Source organism: Alistipes timonensis JC136, assembly GCF_900107675.1.
Taxonomy (GTDB): domain Bacteria; phylum Bacteroidota; class Bacteroidia; order Bacteroidales; family Rikenellaceae; genus Alistipes; species Alistipes timonensis.
In genome coordinates this window covers 581969-603107 of the sequence record NZ_FNRI01000001.1, presented here as the reverse complement: position 1 = coordinate 603107, position 21139 = coordinate 581969, and the positions used below count along the sequence as shown (strand labels likewise).

Sequence of the window (21139 nt, the reverse complement as noted above, 5' to 3'; positions counted from 1 at the left end):
TTTTTTCGTATCTTTACGGCATGAAAAACATCGTTTTCGACCTGGGCGGCGTGCTGTTCGCCCGCGATAAAAGCAAGTGTACTCCCGAACTGATCGAATTTTTCAGCTTCCTCCGCGCCCCGCGGATGCCGTTCTTCTGGGAGGAGTACGACCGCGGCACCTCGACGCTGGACGAGGTGACCGTCACCGTCAGCGAAATGACCGGACGGTCCGTGGAGGCCTGCTCCGCCATCCTCCAGTTGGCCATCGACCTGCAGGAACCCGTGAAACCCACCGAACGGCTCATCGGCGACCTGAAAGCGGCGGGGTATAAGCTCTATGTGCTTTCGAACATGTCGCGCGAGTTCATTGACTTCCTGCGCCGTTTCCCCGTCTACGGGCTTTTCGACGGTGAGGTCGTTTCATGCGAGGAGCACACCGTGAAGCCCGAACCGCGCATCTACGAAATCCTGCTCGAACGCTATGGCCTGACGCCATCGGAAACGCTGTTCATCGACGACCGCGAAGCCAATATCGAGGCCGCTGCCGCTCTCGGCATCCACGGTTTCGTTTTCGATCACCGCGATCCCGAGGCCGCGTGCGACGCCCTGCGGAGCCGGTTGCTGTAATTTAATCTATAAATAAAGGAGGGCAGGTGAAAACCTGCCCTCCTTATATTATACGATCCCGAAGGATTAGTTGAAGGTGTAGCGGATGCTGAACATCGCCGACCAGGTCGATACCGTGCTGGCGTATTTCGACCATTTGGGTGCGGTGAATGTGTAATTGGTGCCGTCCCATGCCAGGATCGAACTGGTGTTCATGCGCTTGATGTTACCCCAGTTGCGGTTGAGCATATTGGCCAGGTTGGTGACATCGAGGCCGAGGGAGATCGTGTTGCGCTTGCCTTTGACGTTGACATAGAAATCCTGCGAGAAGCGGAAATTCAGCGTGTGATACCACGGCATCACAGCCCCTCCACGCTTGGAGTATTCACCGACGTGGTCGGAAAGATAGCTGTCCTTCTGGATAAAGTTCCAGAACGCCTCTTTGTTCTCGTCTGACGTAAACGGCATGCCGTCGAGTTCCGAGCGGGTCGGGATGTAGAGCAGATTCACAGCGCCGCGATCGTTCGTTACGGCATTCTGGTAGTTGCCGCTCTGCACATACATCGTGTAAGAGTAGCGTGAGTAGGAGTAGTTGCCGATGTAACCGAGTTGACTTGCCTCGTAGTAGAGACCGAAATTCGAGGCGCCGTTTTTGTTGGCAAGGCGGTAACCTACATTGAGGAGGATACGATGGGGCGATACGTAGGATGCAAAACCGGTTTCGGGCACGTTCGAACCATTCTTGTTGAACGTGTTGGTGCTGAATGCCGAGGTTACCTGGTCGCCGATACCGTCGATCACGTTCTTGGCGCTCGAATAGGTGTAGGCAGCCATCACCGAAAGACCGAAGCCCCAGGTTTTCGACACCTGTGCCGAGATCGAAGCATAGTAACCGTCTACATCGTCTGTGTTGGTGATCAAATAGGGGTTGATATCTTTGGGCTTCGGCTCGCTGTTCTTGATACCTTGGCTTACCCAATACGTACGTGCCTCAGGTTCGCCCGGAAGCTGGATGCCGCCCTCTTTCTCGACCATGCCGAGTTTTTTCACGGTCACGGAATTTATATCCTTGTTGTAGATACCCTCGATATTGAGGTTGACATCGCCCGGCAGTTTCAGGTCCAGCGCCAGCGAACTCTTCCAAGTCGAAGGCATCTTGAGTTTTTTGTCCAGGATGGTCGGCGATGCGTTGGCCGGCAGGTCTTGCTTCTGATAGGCTCCGCCATATACGTCTTTCAGCATGTCGCTGACGTTGGTGTGGAACGAAGGCATCCCGTTTTCACCGACATCGCTTTTGTAAAGCGTCAGACCGTTTTGGATGCAGTTACTATTTCCGGCAACCGATACGAGCCATACGAACGGCAGGCGGCCGGTGAAAATTCCCGTACCACCGCGGAGGATATACTTGCGCTCGCCGGTCATGTCCCAGTTGAAACCCACGCGGGGAGCTACCGACAGACGTGCCTTGGGCATGTCAGAGGTCTTGTAGCCGCCGTAGTCGGCGAACTTCTCCGTGAACTCCTTGTTCTCGTTGTCTGCGATCGACGGATAGACCGGAACTTCGAAACGCACACCGACGGTTGCCTTGAAACGGTCACTGAAACTGATCTCATCCTGCAGGTAAATCGAGTACTGCATGTGGGTGAACGAAGGATATGCTTGCTCCAGCCCGTCGTTGTTGCCGTGGGCAATACGGAACGCCAGCGGTTTTTTGTTGTTTTTGAAATCGTCCCAACTTTCGTAAACATAATAACCTGCGCCGCCCTGCTGGTATCCATTGGTTGTGAAATTGTGCTCGAACTGCAGACCTGCCACCAGTCGGTTTTTACCGATCGTGTAGCCGATCTCATCGGTCACGATATGCGTCGATACTTCACGCAGGTTACCTTCGGTGAAGGGATCGAGACCGAACGAAGCGTACAAGGCGCTGACGCTCTTGTTGTCGGAGATGAGAGCGGGTTCCAGAATGTCCACCGTCGGGAAGATGCCGCCGTCATAACTGCGCGGCTCATACTGATGCGAGTAGGTGTAACGCAGCGTGTTGGTCAGACGGCTGTCGAGGAAACGCGAGTTCAGTTCGGCGGCTACCGACGTGAAGTTCTGCTCCTGGTAGTAGCGCGAGTTTTCGAAATACATGGCGTAGTTCGAGAGACGACCATAGGTATCCTTGTCGTATACTTTTCCGGCTTCGAACGGTGAGATCGACGACGACGGGGCCGCCGAATATTTGTTTTGGGTTCGGCTGAAGCGTACGTTGAGCGCGTGGTTGCGGTTGATGTTCCAGTCCACACGGGCCATAAGCTTGTAGCCGGGCGTCTTTACCGAATAGTCCTGATAAGCACCGGGGTTATAGCCGTAGGTGTCGATCAGGAACTTGCTCATCTCGTCGAGTTTTGTGGTTGTCGGACGGTTGTACTGTGTGTTGCCGCCGAAATCCTGGCTGTCGCTGGTGCGCGCCAGACGCGACGTGCCCGGGGTGGTGTTCCATTCGCGCTCGAAGTTGGCGAAGACGAAGAGCTTGTTTTTGATGATCGGGGCGCCGATGCTGAATCCGAGCGTGTTGTCACGCATTTCGCTCAGCGACAGTTTGCCTCCGTCGTACTTGTCGCCCTGGAGCTGGTCGCTCTTGGAATAGAGGTATGCCGATACTTTCAGGTCGTTGGTACCCGACTTGGTGACGGCGTTGATGGCACCGCCCGTGAAGCCGCTCTGGCGTACGTCGAAGGGGGTTACCGATACCGAAACCTGTTCCAGAGCGTCGAGCGAGATGGGCGAGCCGCCTGCGGGAAGGTTGCCGCCGATACCGAACATGTTGTTGAACGCGGCACCGTCGACCGTCACATACGACTGACGGTAGTTACCGCCGCCGATAGCCAGACCCGACGTGGTAGACGAAGCCTGCGGCGTGAGTTTCATGATGTCGTTCATGCTGCGGTTCACCGTAGGCATCAGCTCGATCTGCTCGTTGGAGATGCTGGTGATGGCACCCGCACGGTTGACATTCATCGAGCTGTTCCGGCCGTCGGCTTTGATGACCACGGCCTCGAGCTCCTGGCTGTCCTTTAAGAACGCGTCGCGTTTGAGGGTCTGGCCCAGCGACAGCATCAGTCCCGGGAACTCGACCGACTGGTAGCCTACGAACGAGAAGGTCACCGAATACGGACCGCCCGTGCGCAGGCCTTGCAGGTTGTAGTTACCGTTCTTGTCGGTCACGGCACCGTACTGCGTACCCGAAGGGGTGTGGACGGCAATGACCGTGGCGCCGACGAGCGGCTGTCCGTTCTGGTCGACTACCGTACCGTTCATTCCCGACGTCGTCACCTGCGCATTCACTGCGCAATAGGCGAAAATCGTGAGCATGAGTAGAAAAAGTTTCTTCATACACTTAGAAATTTAATTGAAAAATTGGGTTAAAATATGCATTTTTTGTTCATCGCAAAGGTAATTCTGTTTCGCTCGTTTCCATTGCGGGACCCGGAATTTAACTATATTGTAAAAGCATGAGGGACATTCCCTTTCACAGGAATATCCCTCGTATTTCTATTCTTGCATATACCTCCGCTTTCGCCAAAAGGGAACCATGTTCCGATGGTACCCGGATTTACGATGAGCCGATATATGGACAATGCCAACCATAATTTCCACGACGCAAATATAAATCAAATATTTTTGAGCCGCAACAGAACATGCGTTTTTATTTTGCAATATTTCAACAATTTGCAGAATCGGCTTCGGAAGCCTGCGGCACGTTACTTGCGCTGGGGCGGGGTATGCTTTCGACCCGTGAGAAATATTGGCATTACTCGCTTTTCGTCCTGATCGTGGGGCTGGGCGTGACGATCTTCGTCGAGCTGACGCCCTTTCTGGGAGGTCTGCTGGGAGCCGTCACGATCTACGTGCTGCTGCGTCGGCAGATGTGGTTCCTGTGCGAGCGGCGGCGGTGGAGACGGAGCCTCGCCGCCTCGCTGCTGCTGGGCGAGGCCGTGCTGTTCTTCCTGATCCCGATCAGTTTGATTGTCTGGATGGTCGTCGACAAAATCCAGGGCGCCGCGCTCGATCCCGACTCGATTCTGACGCCCGTGAAACACGTTGCCGGGCTGATCCGCGAAAAGACGGGCTACGACATGCTCCAGAAGAGCAACGTCCAGTCGCTTATGGCCTTCATTCCCCGGATGGGGCAGTGGATCGTCGGCGGCCTTTTCGACTTCGGCGTCAATATCGTCGTGCTGTTGTTCGTGCTCTATTTCATGCTCATCGGCGGCCTGCGCATGGAGACCTACTGCCGGGAGCTCCTGCCTTTCAACCGCCGCATGGCGCGCAACGTGATGCGCGAAATCCACATGATCGTCCGTTCGAACGCCATCGTCATTCCGTTGCTGGCCGTCTCTCAGGGCATCGTAGCCTATGTCGGCTACCTGGTTTTCGGGGTCTCCGCACCGTTGTTCTGGGGTGTGCTGACCTGTTTTTCGACAATCCTTCCGATCGTAGGCACTGCTCTCGTGTGGCTGCCGCTCGCCGTTTATATGGGGCTCGACGGTGACTGGGGGCAGGGGATCGGGTTGGCGATGTACGGCGGGCTGGTGATTACGCAGGTAGACAACCTCGTGCGTATGGTCATGCAGAAGAAGATGGCCGACACGCATCCGCTCATCACCATCTTCGGGGTTTTTATCGGCTTGTCGCTTTTCGGGTTCATGGGCGTCATCTTCGGGCCGCTGATGCTGGCGATGTTCGTCTTCTGCGTCAACCTTTTCAAACGCAGGTATCTCGACGGCAAACCCGACCGCGAACTGTTCGTTCCGGACGACGGTTCGGAACACTGAGGCGGTTTTCCGGACTTTTCGTCACAATAAGTAAGCAAACGTGTCGATTTCGCTGAAAATTTCCCGGAAAATAGTTGTATATTCATAAGGGTTTATTACCTTTGTTATTGAAATAACAATAGATTTGTGCCAAAGAACCCTTAAATCAATAGTACAAAAATGGCGAGAAATCTCAAAATCAGAGACCTTACGTTGCGCGACGGCCAGCAGTCGTCCTTTGCAACGCGTATGAACCAGGAGCAGATCGACCGCTGCCTGCCGTTCTACAAAGATGCCAACTTCTATGCGATGGAGGTCTGGGGAGGCGCTGTGCCCGACTCGGTGATGCGTTACCTCAACGAGAACCCCTGGACGCGTCTCGAAACGATCTACAAGGCGGTGGGCAATGTCTCGAAACTTACGGCGCTTTCGCGGGGCCGCAACCTGTTCGGCTACTCGCCCTATACGGACGAAATCATCGACGGCTTCTGCCGCAATTCGATCCAGAGCGGTTTGGGAATCATGCGTATCTTCGACGCTCTGAACGATGTGGACAACGTGAAGTCGACCGTGAAATACGTCAAACAGTACGGCGGCATCGCCGATTGCGCGGTCTGCTACACCGTCGATCCGAAATATCCCGAGTTGGGCTTTTGGGCCAAATTGACGGGCAAGTCGAATCCCAAGCCGGTCTTCACCGACGCTTATTTCCTCGACAAGGCCAAGCAGATGGCCGCGCTGGGCGCCGACATGATTACCATTAAAGATATGTCGGGACTCATCCCGCCGCGCCGTGTCGCCACGCTCGTGCGGCTGTTTAAAAAGAACCTTTCGATTCCCGTCGATTTCCACACCCACTGCACGCCGGGTTACGGACTGGCCTCGGTGCTCTCGGCCATTATCGCCGGGGTCGATGTCGTGGATACAAACTGCTGGTATTTCGCTGAAGGCACCGGTGCTCCGGCCATCGAGCTGATCCACGTTTTCTGCAAGAAACTGGGCATCGAGACGGGTGTCAACATGGAGGCCGTCGCCAAGATCAACACCCAGCTGCGCGATATCCGCAAGGAGCTCAATCAGTCGGTGTTCGGTGTCGAGAAACCCGAACCCAAAGCATTCAATCCGCTGACCGACACGCTGCCCGACGAGATCGACGCGCTGTTCGACAAGGCCATTGCCGCCGCCCAGCGTGACGACGAGGATGCCACGCTCGACGCCTGCCGCAGGATCGAAGCCTATTTCGGCTTCCCGGCTCCCAACGAGCTGGTCCAGAAGGCTGAAATCCCCGGAGGCATGTATTCGAACATGGTCGCCCAGCTCAAACAGCTCAAGGCCGAGGAGATTCTGCCCCGCGCCATGGAGCTGATTCCGACGGTGCGCCTGGCCGCGGGCCTGCCGCCGCTGGTGACCCCGACCTCGCAGATCGTGGGTGCCCAGGCCGTCAACTGCGCCCTCGACGAGAAGGCCGGACGTCCGATGTACACCAACAAGTCGTCGCAGTTCGTGGGACTGGTCAAGGGCGAGTATGGCAAGACGCCGGTGAAGATCGATCCCGAATTCCGTTTTAAGATTTGCGGTGTCCGCGAGGAGACTCCCTACGACACCTCGAAATACCAGATGCAGCCCAATCCCGAACTGCCCGAGGCCGGCGGCGTGAAGCTCGCGGCCAACGAGAAGGAGGTGCTGCTGCTCGAATTGTTCCCGCTCGTGGCCAAGACGTTCCTCACCGACATGAAAGTGAAGGCCTATGAGGCTTCGAAACCCGCCGAACCCGTCGTCAAAGCCGAGGAGAAGCACACCGAAGAGGCGAAGGTCTCGATCACGGGTAACACCGTGACGGCTCCGCTGCCGGGCCGTGTGATTGAGATCAAGGTTCAGATAGGGGATGAGGTGAAAGCCGGACAGGAGGTCCTGATCCTCGAGGCGATGAAGATGGAGAATGCCATTGCGACCGATTTTGCCGGTAAGGTAAAACAGATTCTCGTCGCTCCGGGCGAGACGGTCGCCACCGACGCCGTCCTGATAGAGATCGAATAGTCAGTAACATTCTTTCCGCGTACTTTTCCGTCCGCAGCGCCCGAACGCGTTGCGGGCGGAACTTTTTTTCGGTAACTTTGGTATTGATCTTGGACGCTTCCGGGGGTGATGCAAACATTTGAAAATCCAAATATTATGGGAAAGAAAGTAGCCGACCAGCTGGTCGAAACGATCTGCAGCGCGGGTATCCGCCACATTTATGCGGTTACGGGCGACAGCCTGAACGAAGTCAACGATGCCGTGCGCCGTGCCGGAACCGTCCGGTGGATACACATGCGACACGAAGAGAGCGGGGCCTTTGCGGCCGCCGCCGAAGCCGAACTCAACGGACTCGCCTGCTGCGCGGGCAGCAGCGGCCCGGGACACGTACACCTGATAAACGGACTTTACGACGCCCACCGGAGCAATTGCTCCGTGCTGGCCATCGCCTCGACCTGCCCTTCGGACCAATTCGGCACGGGCTATTTCCAGGAGACCAGTCCGATCCGCCTTTTCGACGATTGCAGCGGTTATAATCAGATGGCCGTTACGCCCGTACAGTTCGCACGGATGCTGCCTGCCGCCCTGCAGCACGCCCTTCACAAACGCGAGGTCGCCGTGATAGGGCTTCCGGGCGACGTGGCCGCGTGTCCCTGTGCCGAGAGTCCCGGGGCTCCGGGTCCGTTGCCGTCGCACAGCATTTTCCGCCCGCAGGACGGCGAGCTCCGCCAGTTGGCCGGGATGATCGCCTCGGCCGAGCGTATCACGCTCTTCTGCGGCATCGGCGCCCGCGAGGCCCACGACGAGGTAGTGCAGTTGGCAAGCCTGCTGAAAGCCCCCGTGGCTTACAGTTTCAAATCCAAGATGGAGGTGCAGTACGACAATCCCTTTGAAATCGGCATGACGGGCTTGCTGGGGCTTCCGTCGGCTTATGGCAGCATGCACGAATCGGACCTGCTGATCCTGCTGGGCACCGATTTTCCCTATGAGTCGTTCCTGCCGCAGGAGTGCCGCATTGCGCAGGTGGACATCCGTCCCGAGCGTATCGGTCGCCGGGCCCGCGTCGAGCTGGGGCTGGCCGGAGATGTGAAAGACACCCTGCAGGCATTGCTCCCGATGTTGAAGGAGCACACCGACCGGTCGTTCCTCGACCGTCAGCTTAAAATATACCGGGAACTGTGCGACGACATGGTCGCCGTAGCTTCGAAGCCGGGAAGTGTGGGCAACCTCGCGCCCGAATATGTGGCGACGCTGATCGACCGGCTGGCTTCCGACGACGCGATCTTTACGGTCGATACGGGCATGTGCTGTGTCTGGGGCGCCCGTTATCTCCACGCCACGGGACGTCGCCGGATGCTCGGGTCGTTCAACCACGGCTCGATGGCCAATGCCCTTCCGATGGCTATCGGCGCGGCTCTGGCACGTCCCGGACAGGAGGTCGTGGCGCTGTGCGGCGACGGCGGTCTTTCGATGCTGTTGGGCGATCTGGCGACGATCGTGGAATATCGGCTGCCGGTGAAGATCGTGGTCTTCAACAACCGTTCGCTGGGTATGGTGAAGCTCGAAATGGAGGTTGCGGGGCTTCCCGATTGTCAAACCGATATGTGCAATCCCGACTTCGAAGCCATCGCCCGGGCCATGGGCATCACGGGATTTTCGGTCGACGATCCTGCGCAGGCGGAAGCTACGCTGTTGAAGGCTTTCGACACCCCGGGGCCGGTCCTCGTGAGTGTCCAGACCGATCCCAATGCGCTGGTAATGCCTCCGAAGGTGGAATTCGGGCAGATGAAGGGCTTTGCGCTGGCCATGACCAAACTGATCCTCTCGGGCCGTACCGACGAGGTTGTCGCCACGGCCAAGAGCAACCTCAAACACCTCCGCGAACTGATCTGAGCCGGCGCTATTCCTCCTGACGGAGTTCTCTCTCCATCCGGTCGGTGTAGAGAATGCCGTCGAGGTGGTCGATCTCGTGCTGGAAAATGACGGCCGTGAAGCCGCTGATGCGTTCCAGCCGCTCGGCGAACTGTTCGTCGCGGTAGCGCAGCGTGATCCGCTGCGCGCGCTTCACCTCGCCGGAACGGTCGGGGATCGAGAGGCATCCCTCGCGTCCCGGGGCTGTTTCCGCGGAGTATTCGACGATCTTCGGGTTCAGGTAGATTTCGAAAGGTTCTCCCGGCTTGTCGAACCGCTGTACGGCGATCATCCGCCGCAGGATTCCCACCTGCGGGGCGGCTATTCCTACACCGGTGTTCTCCGGGTCCTGTACCGTGGCGAGCATCCGGCGGCGGAGCGTTTCGTAGTCGTCCGCACGCTCCATGCCCTCGACCATCGGGGCCGATTTGCGGCGCAGCGTCAGCGAGTCGCTGCGGTCGTCAACCGTCAGGACGCGCATGATACCCTCCCCGCCGGAGCGGATCGTTTCCCGTTCGGCAGCGCTGAATCCCTGCGAGCATCCCGCCAGTGCGAGCCCTGCGGCTGCACCCAAGCAGACTTTTCCGATTGTTTTCATTGTCGTGGCTGTATCGGGTTATACAAGTGTCAAATATACGATGTTTTATGTCATGAATGCAAAAAGGGCCGATATCTTTCGATATCGACCCCTTTCGTAGCGGGTCCGAGACTTGAACTCGGGACCTCATGATTATGAATCATGCGCTCTAACCAGCTGAGCTAACCCGCCATTGCTGAAAGCGAGTGCAAAGGTAATAGAAATTTTTAATCGTGCAAAATCTTTGGGCAAAAAATCGCTGGAAAAATTCATCGAGAGGGGCTGTGGCATTGATTTTGAACCTACTGCGTGAAAATTACAAACGTATGTTCCTTACCGATACCGCCCGCGCTGACCTTGCCAATACGCTCGGCGCCGTCAAAGTCGCCGCAGGCCTGGTGCTCCTCGCTGCCATTTCGTGGGAGATCATCGCCGGCGACCATGTCCATATGTCGGGCACTTACCTGACCATTCAGTTCATTGTCTGCCTTGTCTTCCTGTGCGATTTCTTCGTTCGCTGGACCGCTGCCGAACACCGTGCCCGCTTTTTTCGACGCAATTTGCTGTTTCTGCTCCTGTCGGTTCCCTACCTGAACATCCTCGCGTGGAGCGGTGTGCACATGACCCACGACTGGGCCATCCTTGTGGGACTCGTTCCGCTGCTGCGGGCTTTCCTGGCCATGGTTATCATCGTGCGGTGGCTGGTCCGCGGCAACAAGATACGGCGGGTGTTCGTCGCCTATATTTTCACCGTGGTGGTCTTTACCTATATCTCGGGCCTCGTCTTCTATGACTACGAGGTGCTTGTCAACCCCAAGCTCCACGGCTTCGGCAATGCGCTCTGGTGGGCGTGGATGAACGTCACGACCGTCGGTGCCGAGATCTTCCCCGTCACGGCCATTGGCAAGGTCTTCTGCGTGCTGCTGCCGTCGCTGGGCATGATGTTCTTCCCGATCTTCACGACCTACGTTTTGCAGGAATATGCCCCGGACAAAAAGTCCGACCAGTAGGCCGGACTTTTTGCGTCACTGCTTCGGTTTGGCGTCGTAGAAACTCTTGTAGTCGCCGTGGCGCGGCGCCCCGGGCTTGTCCGGATACCATCCCGGCAGTTCGTCGACCCGGGCTTTCAGCCGTGCGTGGAGGGCCTGCACCTCGGGCGGGCAGGCTGCAATGTCGAGGGGATGCTCTTCCAGCGGGTCTTCGGCGTAGTGGTAGAACCTTCCGTCCCAGTAATATTTGTACTCCTTGTCGTAGGCGCACCGTGCAGCCCGCGGATAGGCCATATGGGGCCACAGCGGGTTGAAGTGCAACAGCGAGAACTCCCTTTCGAGCGGCTCCTGCCCGCAGAGCTCCGGGTAGAGCGATATGCCTTCCGCGCCCCACTCCTCGGGAATCTCGATCCCCATGGCGTCGGCTATCGTCGGCATGAAGTCCGTCAGGTCCACCAGACGGTCGCTGACCCGTCCTCCGCGGTACTTGTCGCCCCATGCGATCAGCAGGGGGACATGCGTTCCGTAAACCGTCGGAGAGCCCTTTCCGCCCGCTATTTGCCGTCCGTCTTCCGTTTGCGACGTGATGATGTGACAGGTGCCGTTGTCGCCGACGAAAATCAGGATCGTATTGTCCCAGATGCCGCGTTCTTCGAGTTTCGCCACCAACTGTCCGACCTGCTTGTCGAGATAGGCGACCATATCCGGAAAATGGCGGGTGTCTTTCCTGAACCGTGTGTCCGGATCGTCGGTCCAGCACTCCGAATCGGGCGTGGCGACGTGCGGCGTATGTACCAGCGGGGTGGGATAGTAGAGCAGGAAGGGTTTGCCGGCTTCGGTCTGCCGGTCGATGTATTCGAAGGCGTAACGCTGGAAATCGTCCGGCGCATAGTAGCTGAATTCGTAATGGCCGTTGTCGTCGACGTAGGAGAATGCGTAACGGTCCGTCGCCCGCTCTCCGGCCAGTTCCTTGTAGATTTGCAGCTGGGTGAGGCACCACTCGTCGAATCCGAGTTTGCCGACCATCTCGCGCGACCGTCCGAGCTGCCATTTTCCCACCACGGCCGTCGAATAGCCGGCCTGTCGGGCCAGATGGGCGAACGTGTGCTCGTCGTCGTTCATGTAACCGAAATTGACGTAGTTGCGGTCGTTGTAAACACCCGTCATCAACTGCACGCGCGACGGAGTGCTGAGCGGTGTCGCGTGCATGTTTTCGTAACGGATGGCCCGTTCGGCCAGCGCATCGAGATGCGGTGTCCTGTAACTGGTGCCTCCGTAGCATCCGAGACATTCGGCGCCCATGTCGTCGGCCAGTATCAGGATGATGTTGGGGCGCGTCTCCTGCTTCGGAGTGCATCCCGCGGCGGCAACTGCCAGCAGGCCGAGCCCTGCCGTTCTGAGTTCCCTGTTCATGGTTGGGTTTCGTTTTTAAGGGTTTGTGTTTCGCAAAAATAATAAATTCCCGCCGTAAAACAATATTTTCTTTCGATTTTGTGTTTCATTTGATTTTGAATGAGCCCGAATGTACCGAAAAAATCCGGCTCCCCGAGGGAGCCGGATCGCCGCAGGGTTGAGCCTTGCGCCTATTTTTTCTGCTCTTTGAGCAGGTCGCGGATTTCCGTAAGCAGCAGTTCCTCCTTAGTCGGTGCGGGCGGTTCGGGAGCGGGCGCCGGAGCCTCCTCTTTCTTCTTCATCAGGCGGTTCATCAGTTTGACCATCAGGAACACGCAGAGTGCCAGGATCGTAAAATCCACACATTGCTGGATGAATGCGCCGTAGTTCCAGTAGATCGGCTCTGCGGCGGCTGCAGCCTGCGCGGCGTCGCCTTTGGTTACCATGCCTTCCACGGACTGCACGGCGCTCGACGTGATGTCGCGCACCTTCGAGATGTCGATGCGAAGCTGCGAAAAGTCGGTGTTTCCGAGCAGTGCGCCGATCGGGGGCATGAGGATGTCGTTCACGAGCGACGATACGATCTTGCCGAACGCGCCGCCGATGATGACGCCGACGGCCATGTCCATCACGTTGCCTTTGAGGGCAAACTCTTTGAATTCTTTAAAAAAAGCCATATCTGTCAGAATTTATGTTAGGATATTGAAAGCAAAAATAGGGCTTTTTTTCAATTTTTCAATAAAATATACGACCTTTTGCCGTTCCGGAGTAACGGCTTTTTAGGATCGGGTCTGTTTTGGCGGATTGGGCGCATTTCGGTTTTGGCACCGTCCGTTCTTTTTTCTATCTTTGTTGTCTAAATCCGTAATCATGACACCCGCAGCCGTCATTGCCACCGTCTTGGGCTATATAGCCGTCCTGTTCGCCGTCGCGTGGGCTTCGGGCCGCCGTGCCGACAACGCCGGGTTCTTTACCGGCAACCGCCGTACACCGTGGTATATGGCGGCTTTCGCCATGATCGGCGCCGCGATGTCGGGCGTCACGTTCATCTCCGTCCCGGGCTCCGTCGCCGTCGATTCGTTCTCCTATATGCAGATGGTAGCGGGCTTCACGGTGGGGCAGCTCATCGTGGCTTTCGTGCTGATTCCCACGTTCTACCGCCTGCGGGTGGTTTCGCTCTACGAATACCTCGATGACCGCTTCGGTGTCGCCTCGCACCGCACCGGGGCGTGGTTTTTCTTCATTTCGAAGATGTTGGGGGCTGCGCTGCGGGTCTATGTCGTCTGCGCCGTGATGCAACTGCTGGTCTTTTCGCATTATGGCATTCCGTTCTGGGCCAATGCCCTGATAACGATGTTTTTCGTGTGGCTCTATACCCAGCAGGGCGGCGTGAAGTCGCTGATCTGGACCGATACGCTCAAAACCGTCTGTCTCGTGGCGAGCCTCCTGCTGTCGATCGTCTTCATCATGCAGGGCCTTGGCCTCTCGTTCGCCGATACGGCCCGTGAGGTCTCCGCCTCGCCGATGTCGCAGATCTTTTTCTTCGACGATCCCGCTTCGGACCGCTATTTCTGGAAGATGTTCGCCGCGGGCATCGTCCTGCTGGTCGCCATGACAGGGCTCGATCAGGATATGATGCAGCGCAACCTGAGTTGCGCCACGCCGCGCGACTCGCAGAAGAATATTGTGCTGACGGCAGTAAGCCAGATTTTCGTCATCTTCCTCTTTCTGGTGCTGGGCGTGCTGTTATACCTCTACATGGAGCGCAGCGGCATGACGCCTCCCGCCAAGAGCGATCAGGTCTTTTCGCTGGTCGCTGTCGATGGGGGACTTCCGCTTGTTGTTGGAATCCTGTTTGTTGTGGGACTTATCTCGAGCACTTATTCAGCTGCCGGGTCGGCCCTCACAGCCCTGACGACCTCCTTCACGGTCGATATCCTCGAGGGCACGAAACGCTACGGCGAGGAGCGTCTTACGCGCCTCCGCAAAGGGGTTCATATCCTGATGGCGCTGGGCATGGCCGCCGTGATCCTGGCTTTCGAATACTGGGCCGACGACAGCGTCATCAACCTGGTCTATAAGGTCGCCAGCTATACTTACGGTCCGATTTTGGGCATGTTTGCTTTCGGCATGCTCACGCGCCGCAAGGTCCGTGACCGCTGGATTCCGTTTATCGCCGTCGCGGCTCCCGTGCTGAGTGCGCTGGTGCAGTGGTGGGCCCGCGAGGCATGGGACTACCGGATCGGATTCGAGTTGTTGATTTATAATGCCGCGTTTACGATGCTCGGGATGTTAATACTTGCTGAACGACATGAAAAATAGAATTTTATACCTGCTTGTTTCAATTTTTACTTTAGGTGGGCTATCCGCCGCCGAGGTCGGTACGGCCACTCGTACCGAGATCGCCCGGACGCTGTCGCGCATCGTCTCCCGCGAGATCACGGGAGGCTACCAGAAAGCCGAGCCGACCACCGTGCGGATCGAGGCCATAAAGGCTTCGCGCAGCCGGGTGCAGATTTACGCCACGATCGGGCTGTCCTATTATCCTTTCCGCGAGGACAACGTGCGGGCTTTGCGTGACTCGGTGCGCGCACTGCTGCCGCAGGAGTTCCGCAAGGCCCGCATCGAGCTCTATACCGACCGGCGCGAGATCGGCGAACTGGTGCCGCTGGCCCACCGCAACGCCGCACAGCTGAAGAAGCAGATTGCAAAACGGCAGATCGTGCCGTTCACCAACCGCTCCGAGCGGCCGCTGGTCGCACGGCTCTCGGCTGCCGCGACCCCGTCGAAAGGACTTTCGGGACGTCATATCGCCCTTTGGCAGAGCCACGGACGCTATTTCGACCAGACCGAAAACCGTTGGAAATGGCAGCGTTCGATGCTGTGGCAGACCTGCGAGGACCTCTACACGCAGAGTTACGTGCTGCCATACCTGGTCCCGATGCTCGAAAACGCCGGGGCCTGCGTGATGCTGCCGCGCGAACGCGACGTGCAGAAATTCGAGGTGCTGGCCGACAACGACGCCGCAGGGCAGTATGCCGAGACGGGGAGTTGGGAACTCGGCGGTCCGGGTTTCGCACACCTGCGGCAAGTCTATCATACGGGGGAAAACCCTTTCCGTGAGGGTACGACGCGCCGCACGCGGACTGTGGCGGGCGATGCGACGGACCGTGCCGTCTGGCGGGCCGACATTCCCGAACAGGGTGAATATGCGGTCTATGTGAGTTACGAATCGACGCCCGAAAGCGCTGACGATGCGCATTATACGGTGCACCACCTCGGCGGCGAGACGGAATATGCCGTCAACCAGACGATGGGCGGCGGCACGTGGATTTATCTGGGGCGCTTCACCCTTGCTCCGGGGCGTCAGGAGATCGTGACCCTTTCGAACCGTTCGCGCACGGCAGGACGCATCGTTTCGGCCGATGCCGTAAAGATCGGCGGCGGTTACGGCAACATCGCCCGCACGCCCTGCGACTCGCTCCGGCGGCCCGACACGGAGTATATCGAGGAGACCAGCGGCTATCCCCGCTTCTGCGAGGGCGCGCGCTACTGGCTCCAGTGGGCGGGTTTTCCCGAGAAAGTCTACACGCCGAAGAACAATACCGACGATTACAAGGACGACTATATGTCGCGCGCACATTGGGTCAACGCTCTGATGGGCGGTTCGGAGCGTCTGCCCGACTCCGTAGGGCTGGGCATACCTGTCGACATGGCGCTGGCGTTTCACTCGGATGCGGGCGTCCGCGACGGCGACGGGATCGTCGGGACGCTGGGCATCTGCTACACCCGCGAAAACGGGGGTAAATTCGTAGGCGGCACCGACCGCTACCGTTCGCGTGACCTCACGGACCTTGTGCAGACGCAGGTCGTCGAGGACATCCGCCGCACGTTCGAACCCGGCTGGCAGCGCCGCGGGCTGTGGAACCGCGCCTATTACGAAGCACGGGTGCCGGGCGTTCCGACAATGCTGCTGGAGCTGCTCTCGCACCAGAATTTCGCCGACATGCGTCTGGGCAGCGACCCGCGTTTCAAATTCCTCGTGAGCCGCGCCGTCTATAAAGGCATCTTGCAGTATATCAGTTCGCAATACGGATTACCTTATGTGGTGCAGCCGTTGCCCGTCGAGGCGTTCTCCGCAGAATTTACGGCGGCCGACAACGTCGCGCTGTCGTGGAGTCCGGTGATGGACCCGCTGGAAAAGAGCGCTGCGCCGACGGGTTATGTGGTCTATACGCGTGTGGACGAAGGAGGGTTCGACAACGGCCGTCCGGTCGACAAACCCTATCTGATCGTCGAGCAGAAGCCGGGCCATATTTACAGTTACCGGGTGACGGCTGTGAACGAGGGCGGTGAGAGCTTCCCGAGCGAAACGCTCTCGGCATGCCGCGTGGCGGACGAAAAGGGCCGTGTGCTAATCGTCAACGGATTCGACCGTGTGAGTGCCCCGCTGAGCGAGCGCAGCGATTCGCTCGCGGGCTTCCGCATGGAGATCGACGGCGGGGTTCCCGACCGTCAGGACATCTCGTTCGTCGGGGCCCAGCATGTCTTCGATTTGGCGCAGGCCCGCTGCAATGTGGACAGCATCGCTCTCGGGGCCTGCGGGTGCGATTTCGAGACCGACGTGATCGGCGGCAACACATTCGACTATCCGGCCCTGCACGGGCGTTCCGTGGCGGCGGCGGGGTACTCCTTCTGTTCGGCTTCGCTGAAGGCCGTGGAGCGTGGCGAGGCGGCGCTCGAACAATATCCGGCCGTTGACCTGATCCTCGGCAAGCAGCGCACGACGACGATCGGCCGCGGGGTGCAGGAGCCGGCGTTTGCCACCTTCTCGCCCGAATTGCAGAGCGCCCTGCGGCGTTATCTGGCCGACGGGGGAGCGCTGTTCGCTTCGGGGGCCTATGTGGTTTCGGACCTTTGGGCGGAGGAGGCTCCGGATGCGGGGCGCGCATTTGCCGAAGAGGTCCTGCACTGTGCGCTCGACACCGGGCGGGCCGCCGAGCGCGGGCGGGTGCGGGTCATGACGGCACACAAGGACTTTTCGCGCGGCGAATACCGCTTCAACGACGAATACCGGCCCGACCGCTACATTGTCGAGTCGCCCGATGCGCTGAAACCCGTGGGCGAGGGGGCTTTTGCCGTGATGCGTTACGTCGAGAGCGGCCGCACGGCGGGTGTGGCCTGCGAGGCCGAAGGGAGGACCTTCGTCGTGGGATTTCCGTTCGAGTCGATCCTCAGCCACACGGAGCGCGACCGGATGATGCGCGACGCCCTGCGATTCTTATTGAATGAAAATATTAAATAAACGGTATAGTTAACTTAAAATTAGAGTGTTATGTCGCTGGAACAGCAGATTTCGAAAGGGATCATGGAGGCCATGAAGGCCAAGGATACGGTGCGCCTGAGCGCACTGCGCAATGCCAAGAAATATATCATCGAAGCCAAGACCGCAGGTCCGGAGATCGCCGAACTGCCCGATGCCGACGTGCTGAAAATCATCTCGAAACTCGCCAAGCAGGGCGCCGATTCGGCGGCGATCTTCACCGAGCAGAACCGTGCGGACCTGGCTTCGGAGGAGTTGGCTCAGGTAGCCGTTTACCAGGAGTTTCTGCCCAAACAGCTGACCCCGGAGGAACTGACCGCCGAGGTGAAAGCCGTGATCGCCGAAGTCGGCGCCACGTCGATGAAGGAGATGGGCAAAGTGATGGGTGTGGCTTCGAAGAAGCTCGCGGGCCGCGCCGACGGCAAGGATATTTCGGCTAAGGTGAAGGAGTTGCTGTCGTAAGATGCGCCTGCTGGAACACCTGCACCGCAATGTGAAGACAGTCGCCATGCCGGCGGCCATGGTGGTCGGGGCGTTGCTGTGCCGTCCGATCTCGGCGCTCGAAGCGTGGACGCACCAGATGATCACCCCGACGCTGATCTTCCTGATGCTCTTCGTCACCTTTTGCCGCGTGAAACCCAGGCAGATGAAGCCCTCGATGCTGCATGTCTGGCTGTTGCTGTTTCAGGCAGTGGTCTGTATCGGGGTCTACCTCCTGCTGCTGCCCCTGAACGACATCGTGGCGCAGGGGGCGATGATCTGCGTGCTGGCTCCCGTGGCGATGGCTGCGGTGGTGATCGGCGGCATGTTGGGAGCCAATGTCGCCACGATGGCCACTTACAGCCTGCTGTGCAACATGGCGATCGCCCTGCTGGCCCCGGTGATCCTCACCTTCACGGGAACCGGGATGTGCACTTTCACGCAGATTTTGGCCCGCATCGCGCCGTTGCTGGTGATGCCTTTCGCTGCGGCGCAGTTCTGCCGCTTCGTATTTCCGAAGGCGGCGCAGTGGGTCGGGGATCACAGTCAGATTTCGTTCTACATGTGGCTGGCGTCGCTGTTGGTGATTATCGGCCGCACGACGGCCTTCATCATCGACCTGCACGACGCGTCGCTCTCCACGGAGCTGTGGCTGGCGTTCGCCGCGCTGGTGATATGTCTCGTACAATTCAAAGTGGGGCGCATGCTGGGCCGCCGTTACGGCGATCCCGCCGCAGGCGGGCAGTCGCTCGGGCAGAAAAATACGGTGCTGGCGGTGTGGATGGCGCAGTCGTTCCTGAACCCCATTTCGTCGATCGCCCCCACGGCGTATATTGTCTGGCAGAACTTCGTGAATTCGTATCAGATATGGAGAAAAGACCGCGGGAAATGAACCGGGCGGGCAGGACGGTCTATCCGATCCTGCTGATGGTCTGCGCCACCCATCTGCTCAATGACATGATGCAGTCCGTCATTCCGGCGGTCTACCCGCTCCTTAAGGAGAAATTTGGCTTCACGTTTGCCCAGATCGGCCTCATCACACTGGTTTTCCAACTAACCTCGTCGCTTCTGCAGCCTGTCGCCGGGCGGCTGGCCGATCTCCATCCGCGGCCCTATTCGCTGGCCGCGGGGATGTGTTTCACGCTGTGCGGACTGCTTGCGCTCGCCGCCGCTCCCGGCTTCGCCCTGATTCTGGTGTCGGTCGGACTGATCGGCTGCGGTTCGTCGGTCTTCCATCCCGAATCCTCGCGCGTGGCCCAGCTCGCCTCGGGAGGTCGCAAAGGGCTGGCGCAGTCGATCTTTCAGGTCGGCGGCAATGCCGGAAGCGCCATGGGGCCCCTGTTGGCCGCGCTGATCGTGATTCCGTTCGGGCAGGCTTCGATCGGTTGGTTCGCACTGGCCGCGCTGCTGGCCATCTTCATCCTCGTAAAGATCGGGAACTGGTACAAACGGCAACTGGCTTTGGCGGCCCGCAGGCCCGCCGTTGCGGCGGATACCACGGGACCCGGACTCTCGAAACGTAAAATTCGGAATGCGCTCATTATCCTGGGCGTGCTGGTCTTCTCGAAGTATTTCTACATCGCCTCGATGACCAACTATTTCACCTTTTTCCTGATGGACAAATTCTCGATGTCGGTGCAGGGAGCGCAGTATGCGCTTTTCGCTTTCCTCGCGGCTTCGGCGGCGGGGACCTTCATCGGCGGGCCGGTCGGCGACCGCATCGGACGTAAATACGTGATCTGGGGCTCGATCCTCGGTGCGGCGCCCTTCACGCTGATGCTTCCCTATGCCGGCCTGACCGGGACCATCGTGCTGGCCGTCATCATCGGACTGGTCATCTCGTCGGCCTTCTCGGCCATTCTGGTCTATGCCACCGACCTGATGCCCGGCAAGGTCGGCATGATCGCCGGGGTCTTCTTCGGGTTGATGTTCGGACTGGGCGGCCTCGGCTCGGCCTTCTTCGGGTGGCTGGCCGACCGGACGAGCATCGAATTTATTTTCCGGGTCAGCACGCTGCTGCCCCTGCTGGGCGTTATCACGGGCTTTTTACCCAACATAGAATTGAAAAGAGATGAAAAATAAGATATATCCCCGCGAGGGGGACCGGCAGACGGTCTATCTGAAAGAGGTCGTCAGCGATCCGAATATCGAGGTGGGGGAGTGGACGATCTACAACGATTTCGCGGCCGATCCCGTCGATTTCGAACGCAACAACGTGCTGTATCACTATCCGGTGAACGGCGACCGGCTGGTCATCGGGAAATTCTGCTCGCTGGCCTGCGGCGCGCGGTTCCTGTTCAACAGCGCCAACCATACGCTCGATTCGCTGTCCACCTATCCGTTCCCGATTTTCTGGGGCGAGGAGTGGGGCATCGACAAGTCGGAGGTGGCTTCGGCGTGGGACAACCGGGGCGACATCGTCGTCGGCAACGACGTGTGGATCGGTTACGAAGCGGTTGTGATGGCGGGCGTTACGATCGGTGACGGGGCTATTGTGGCTTCGCGGGCCGTCGTGACGCGCGACGTGCCACCCTATGCCATCGTTGGAGGCGTTCCGGCCAGGGTCATCAAATACCGCTTCGACCCGGCGACGGTCGAAAGCCTGCTTGCGATAAAATGGTGGGAGTGGCCTGCGGAGACGATCCGCCGGGCCCTGCCGCTAATCCGCGGCGGGAAGGCCGAAGAACTGGCGCTATTTGCGGAAAATGAAATAGACGGCCAGGATCAGGCATAGGAACCCTGCGAGGTGGTTCCAGCGCAGGGTGTCGGATTTCATGAAGACCAGTGCGAAGACGGTGAAGACCGAGAGCGACACGACCTCCTGGATCACTTTCAGCTCCCAGATCGAGAACGGACCGCCGAATTCGGCGCTTCCGATGCGGTTGGCCGGGACCTGGAAACAGTATTCAAACAGTGCGATGCCCCAGCTCAGCAGGACGATGGCGAGAATCCCGAAGCGTTCGAGCTTGGATTTGAAGGCGATATGTCCGTACCACGCCAGCGTCATGAAGGCGTTGGAAACGACGAGCAGCAGAATGGTGGCGATTCCTTTGAACATGGTG

16 protein-coding genes and 1 tRNA gene are annotated in these 21139 nt (G+C 58.6%); 11 read left to right on the top strand and 6 right to left on the bottom strand.

The genetic code is table 11. From position 1 onward, the window contains the following. Window positions 1-20 precede the first annotated feature (20 nt). A complete protein-coding gene (locus tag BLU78_RS02430) occupies window positions 21-608 on the top strand; it encodes an HAD family hydrolase (protein WP_026020616.1) in 588 nt (195 codons plus the stop codon). Window positions 609-674: 66 nt separating this feature from the next. Here BLU78_RS02430 and BLU78_RS02425 read toward each other — a convergent pair whose 3' ends face one another. Beyond that, on the bottom strand, window positions 675-3968 hold the full coding sequence (locus BLU78_RS02425; RefSeq protein WP_044106186.1) for a TonB-dependent receptor: 3294 nt from the start codon (window positions 3966-3968) through the stop codon (window positions 675-677). Between the two features lie 389 nt (window positions 3969-4357). Here BLU78_RS02425 and BLU78_RS02420 point away from each other — a divergent pair, with 389 nt between their 5' ends. The 3 genes from BLU78_RS02420 (at window position 4358) to BLU78_RS02410 (ending at window position 9298) form a co-directional block, all read left to right on the top strand. Further along, window positions 4358-5410, top strand: a complete 1053-nt coding sequence (locus tag BLU78_RS02420; protein ID WP_020692393.1) for an AI-2E family transporter — start codon at window positions 4358-4360, stop codon at window positions 5408-5410. 159 nt (window positions 5411-5569) lie between these two features. Continuing rightward, window positions 5570-7426 (top strand): biotin/lipoyl-containing protein, encoded by a 1857-nt coding sequence (locus BLU78_RS02415; protein ID WP_026020614.1) that lies wholly within the window; start codon window positions 5570-5572, stop codon window positions 7424-7426. A 135-nt stretch (window positions 7427-7561) separates the two neighbouring features. Next, window positions 7562-9298 (top strand): ubiquinone-dependent pyruvate dehydrogenase, encoded by a 1737-nt coding sequence (locus BLU78_RS02410; protein WP_010260010.1) that lies wholly within the window; start codon window positions 7562-7564, stop codon window positions 9296-9298. A gap of 7 nt (window positions 9299-9305) precedes the next feature. Here BLU78_RS02410 and def read toward each other — a convergent pair whose 3' ends face one another. Together def and BLU78_RS02400 are read right to left on the bottom strand one after the other, a co-directional pair. Beyond that, complete coding sequence (gene def, locus BLU78_RS02405; RefSeq protein ID WP_026020613.1) at window positions 9306-9914, bottom strand: peptide deformylase; 609 nt, start codon at window positions 9912-9914, stop codon at window positions 9306-9308. Between the two features lie 97 nt (window positions 9915-10011). After that, a tRNA-Met gene (locus BLU78_RS02400) sits at window positions 10012-10085 on the bottom strand. 134 nt (window positions 10086-10219) lie between these two features. Here BLU78_RS02400 and BLU78_RS02395 point away from each other — a divergent pair. Next, on the top strand, window positions 10220-10903 hold the full coding sequence (locus BLU78_RS02395; RefSeq protein ID WP_010260004.1) for a potassium channel family protein: 684 nt from the start codon (window positions 10220-10222) through the stop codon (window positions 10901-10903). 15 nt (window positions 10904-10918) lie between these two features. Here BLU78_RS02395 and BLU78_RS02390 read toward each other — a convergent pair whose 3' ends face one another. After that, window positions 10919-12295, bottom strand: coding sequence for a sulfatase family protein (locus BLU78_RS02390; protein ID WP_010260001.1), 1377 nt, complete (start codon window positions 12293-12295; stop codon window positions 10919-10921). A gap of 170 nt (window positions 12296-12465) precedes the next feature. Then, window positions 12466-12951 (bottom strand): large-conductance mechanosensitive channel protein MscL, encoded by a 486-nt coding sequence (gene mscL, locus BLU78_RS02385; protein WP_010259998.1) that lies wholly within the window; start codon window positions 12949-12951, stop codon window positions 12466-12468. Window positions 12952-13144: 193 nt separating this feature from the next. Here mscL and BLU78_RS02380 point away from each other — a divergent pair, with 193 nt between their 5' ends. From BLU78_RS02380 to BLU78_RS02355, 6 genes are read left to right on the top strand one after another with little or no spacing between them, the layout of a single operon-like run. Continuing rightward, window positions 13145-14596 (top strand): sodium:solute symporter, encoded by a 1452-nt coding sequence (locus tag BLU78_RS02380; protein ID WP_010259995.1) that lies wholly within the window; start codon window positions 13145-13147, stop codon window positions 14594-14596. Further along, on the top strand, window positions 14586-17579 hold the full coding sequence (locus BLU78_RS02375) for a golvesin C-terminal-like domain-containing protein (protein ID WP_010259991.1): 2994 nt from the start codon (window positions 14586-14588) through the stop codon (window positions 17577-17579). The genes BLU78_RS02380 and BLU78_RS02375 overlap by 11 nt, the downstream gene beginning before the upstream one ends. A gap of 30 nt (window positions 17580-17609) precedes the next feature. Then, window positions 17610-18059, top strand: coding sequence for a GatB/YqeY domain-containing protein (locus BLU78_RS02370; RefSeq protein ID WP_010259989.1), 450 nt, complete (start codon window positions 17610-17612; stop codon window positions 18057-18059). 1 nt (window position 18060) lies between these two features. Then, entirely contained in the window at window positions 18061-18969 is a 909-nt protein-coding gene (locus BLU78_RS02365) for a transporter (RefSeq protein ID WP_010259986.1), read from the top strand. After that, the gene (locus BLU78_RS02360; RefSeq protein WP_010259983.1) at window positions 18966-20159 is read left to right on the top strand and encodes an MFS transporter; all 1194 of its coding nucleotides are present in this window, start codon (window positions 18966-18968) and stop codon (window positions 20157-20159) included. The genes BLU78_RS02365 and BLU78_RS02360 overlap by 4 nt, the downstream gene beginning before the upstream one ends. After that, complete coding sequence (locus BLU78_RS02355; RefSeq protein WP_010259980.1) at window positions 20149-20811, top strand: CatB-related O-acetyltransferase; 663 nt, start codon at window positions 20149-20151, stop codon at window positions 20809-20811. Before BLU78_RS02360 ends, BLU78_RS02355 begins: the two co-directional genes overlap by 11 nt. Here BLU78_RS02355 and BLU78_RS02350 read toward each other — a convergent pair. Then, window positions 20770-21135 (bottom strand): DMT family protein, encoded by a 366-nt coding sequence (locus BLU78_RS02350; protein ID WP_010259977.1) that lies wholly within the window; start codon window positions 21133-21135, stop codon window positions 20770-20772. The two genes, BLU78_RS02355 and BLU78_RS02350, sit on opposite strands and share 42 nt — an antisense overlap. Window positions 21136-21139 lie beyond the last annotated feature (4 nt).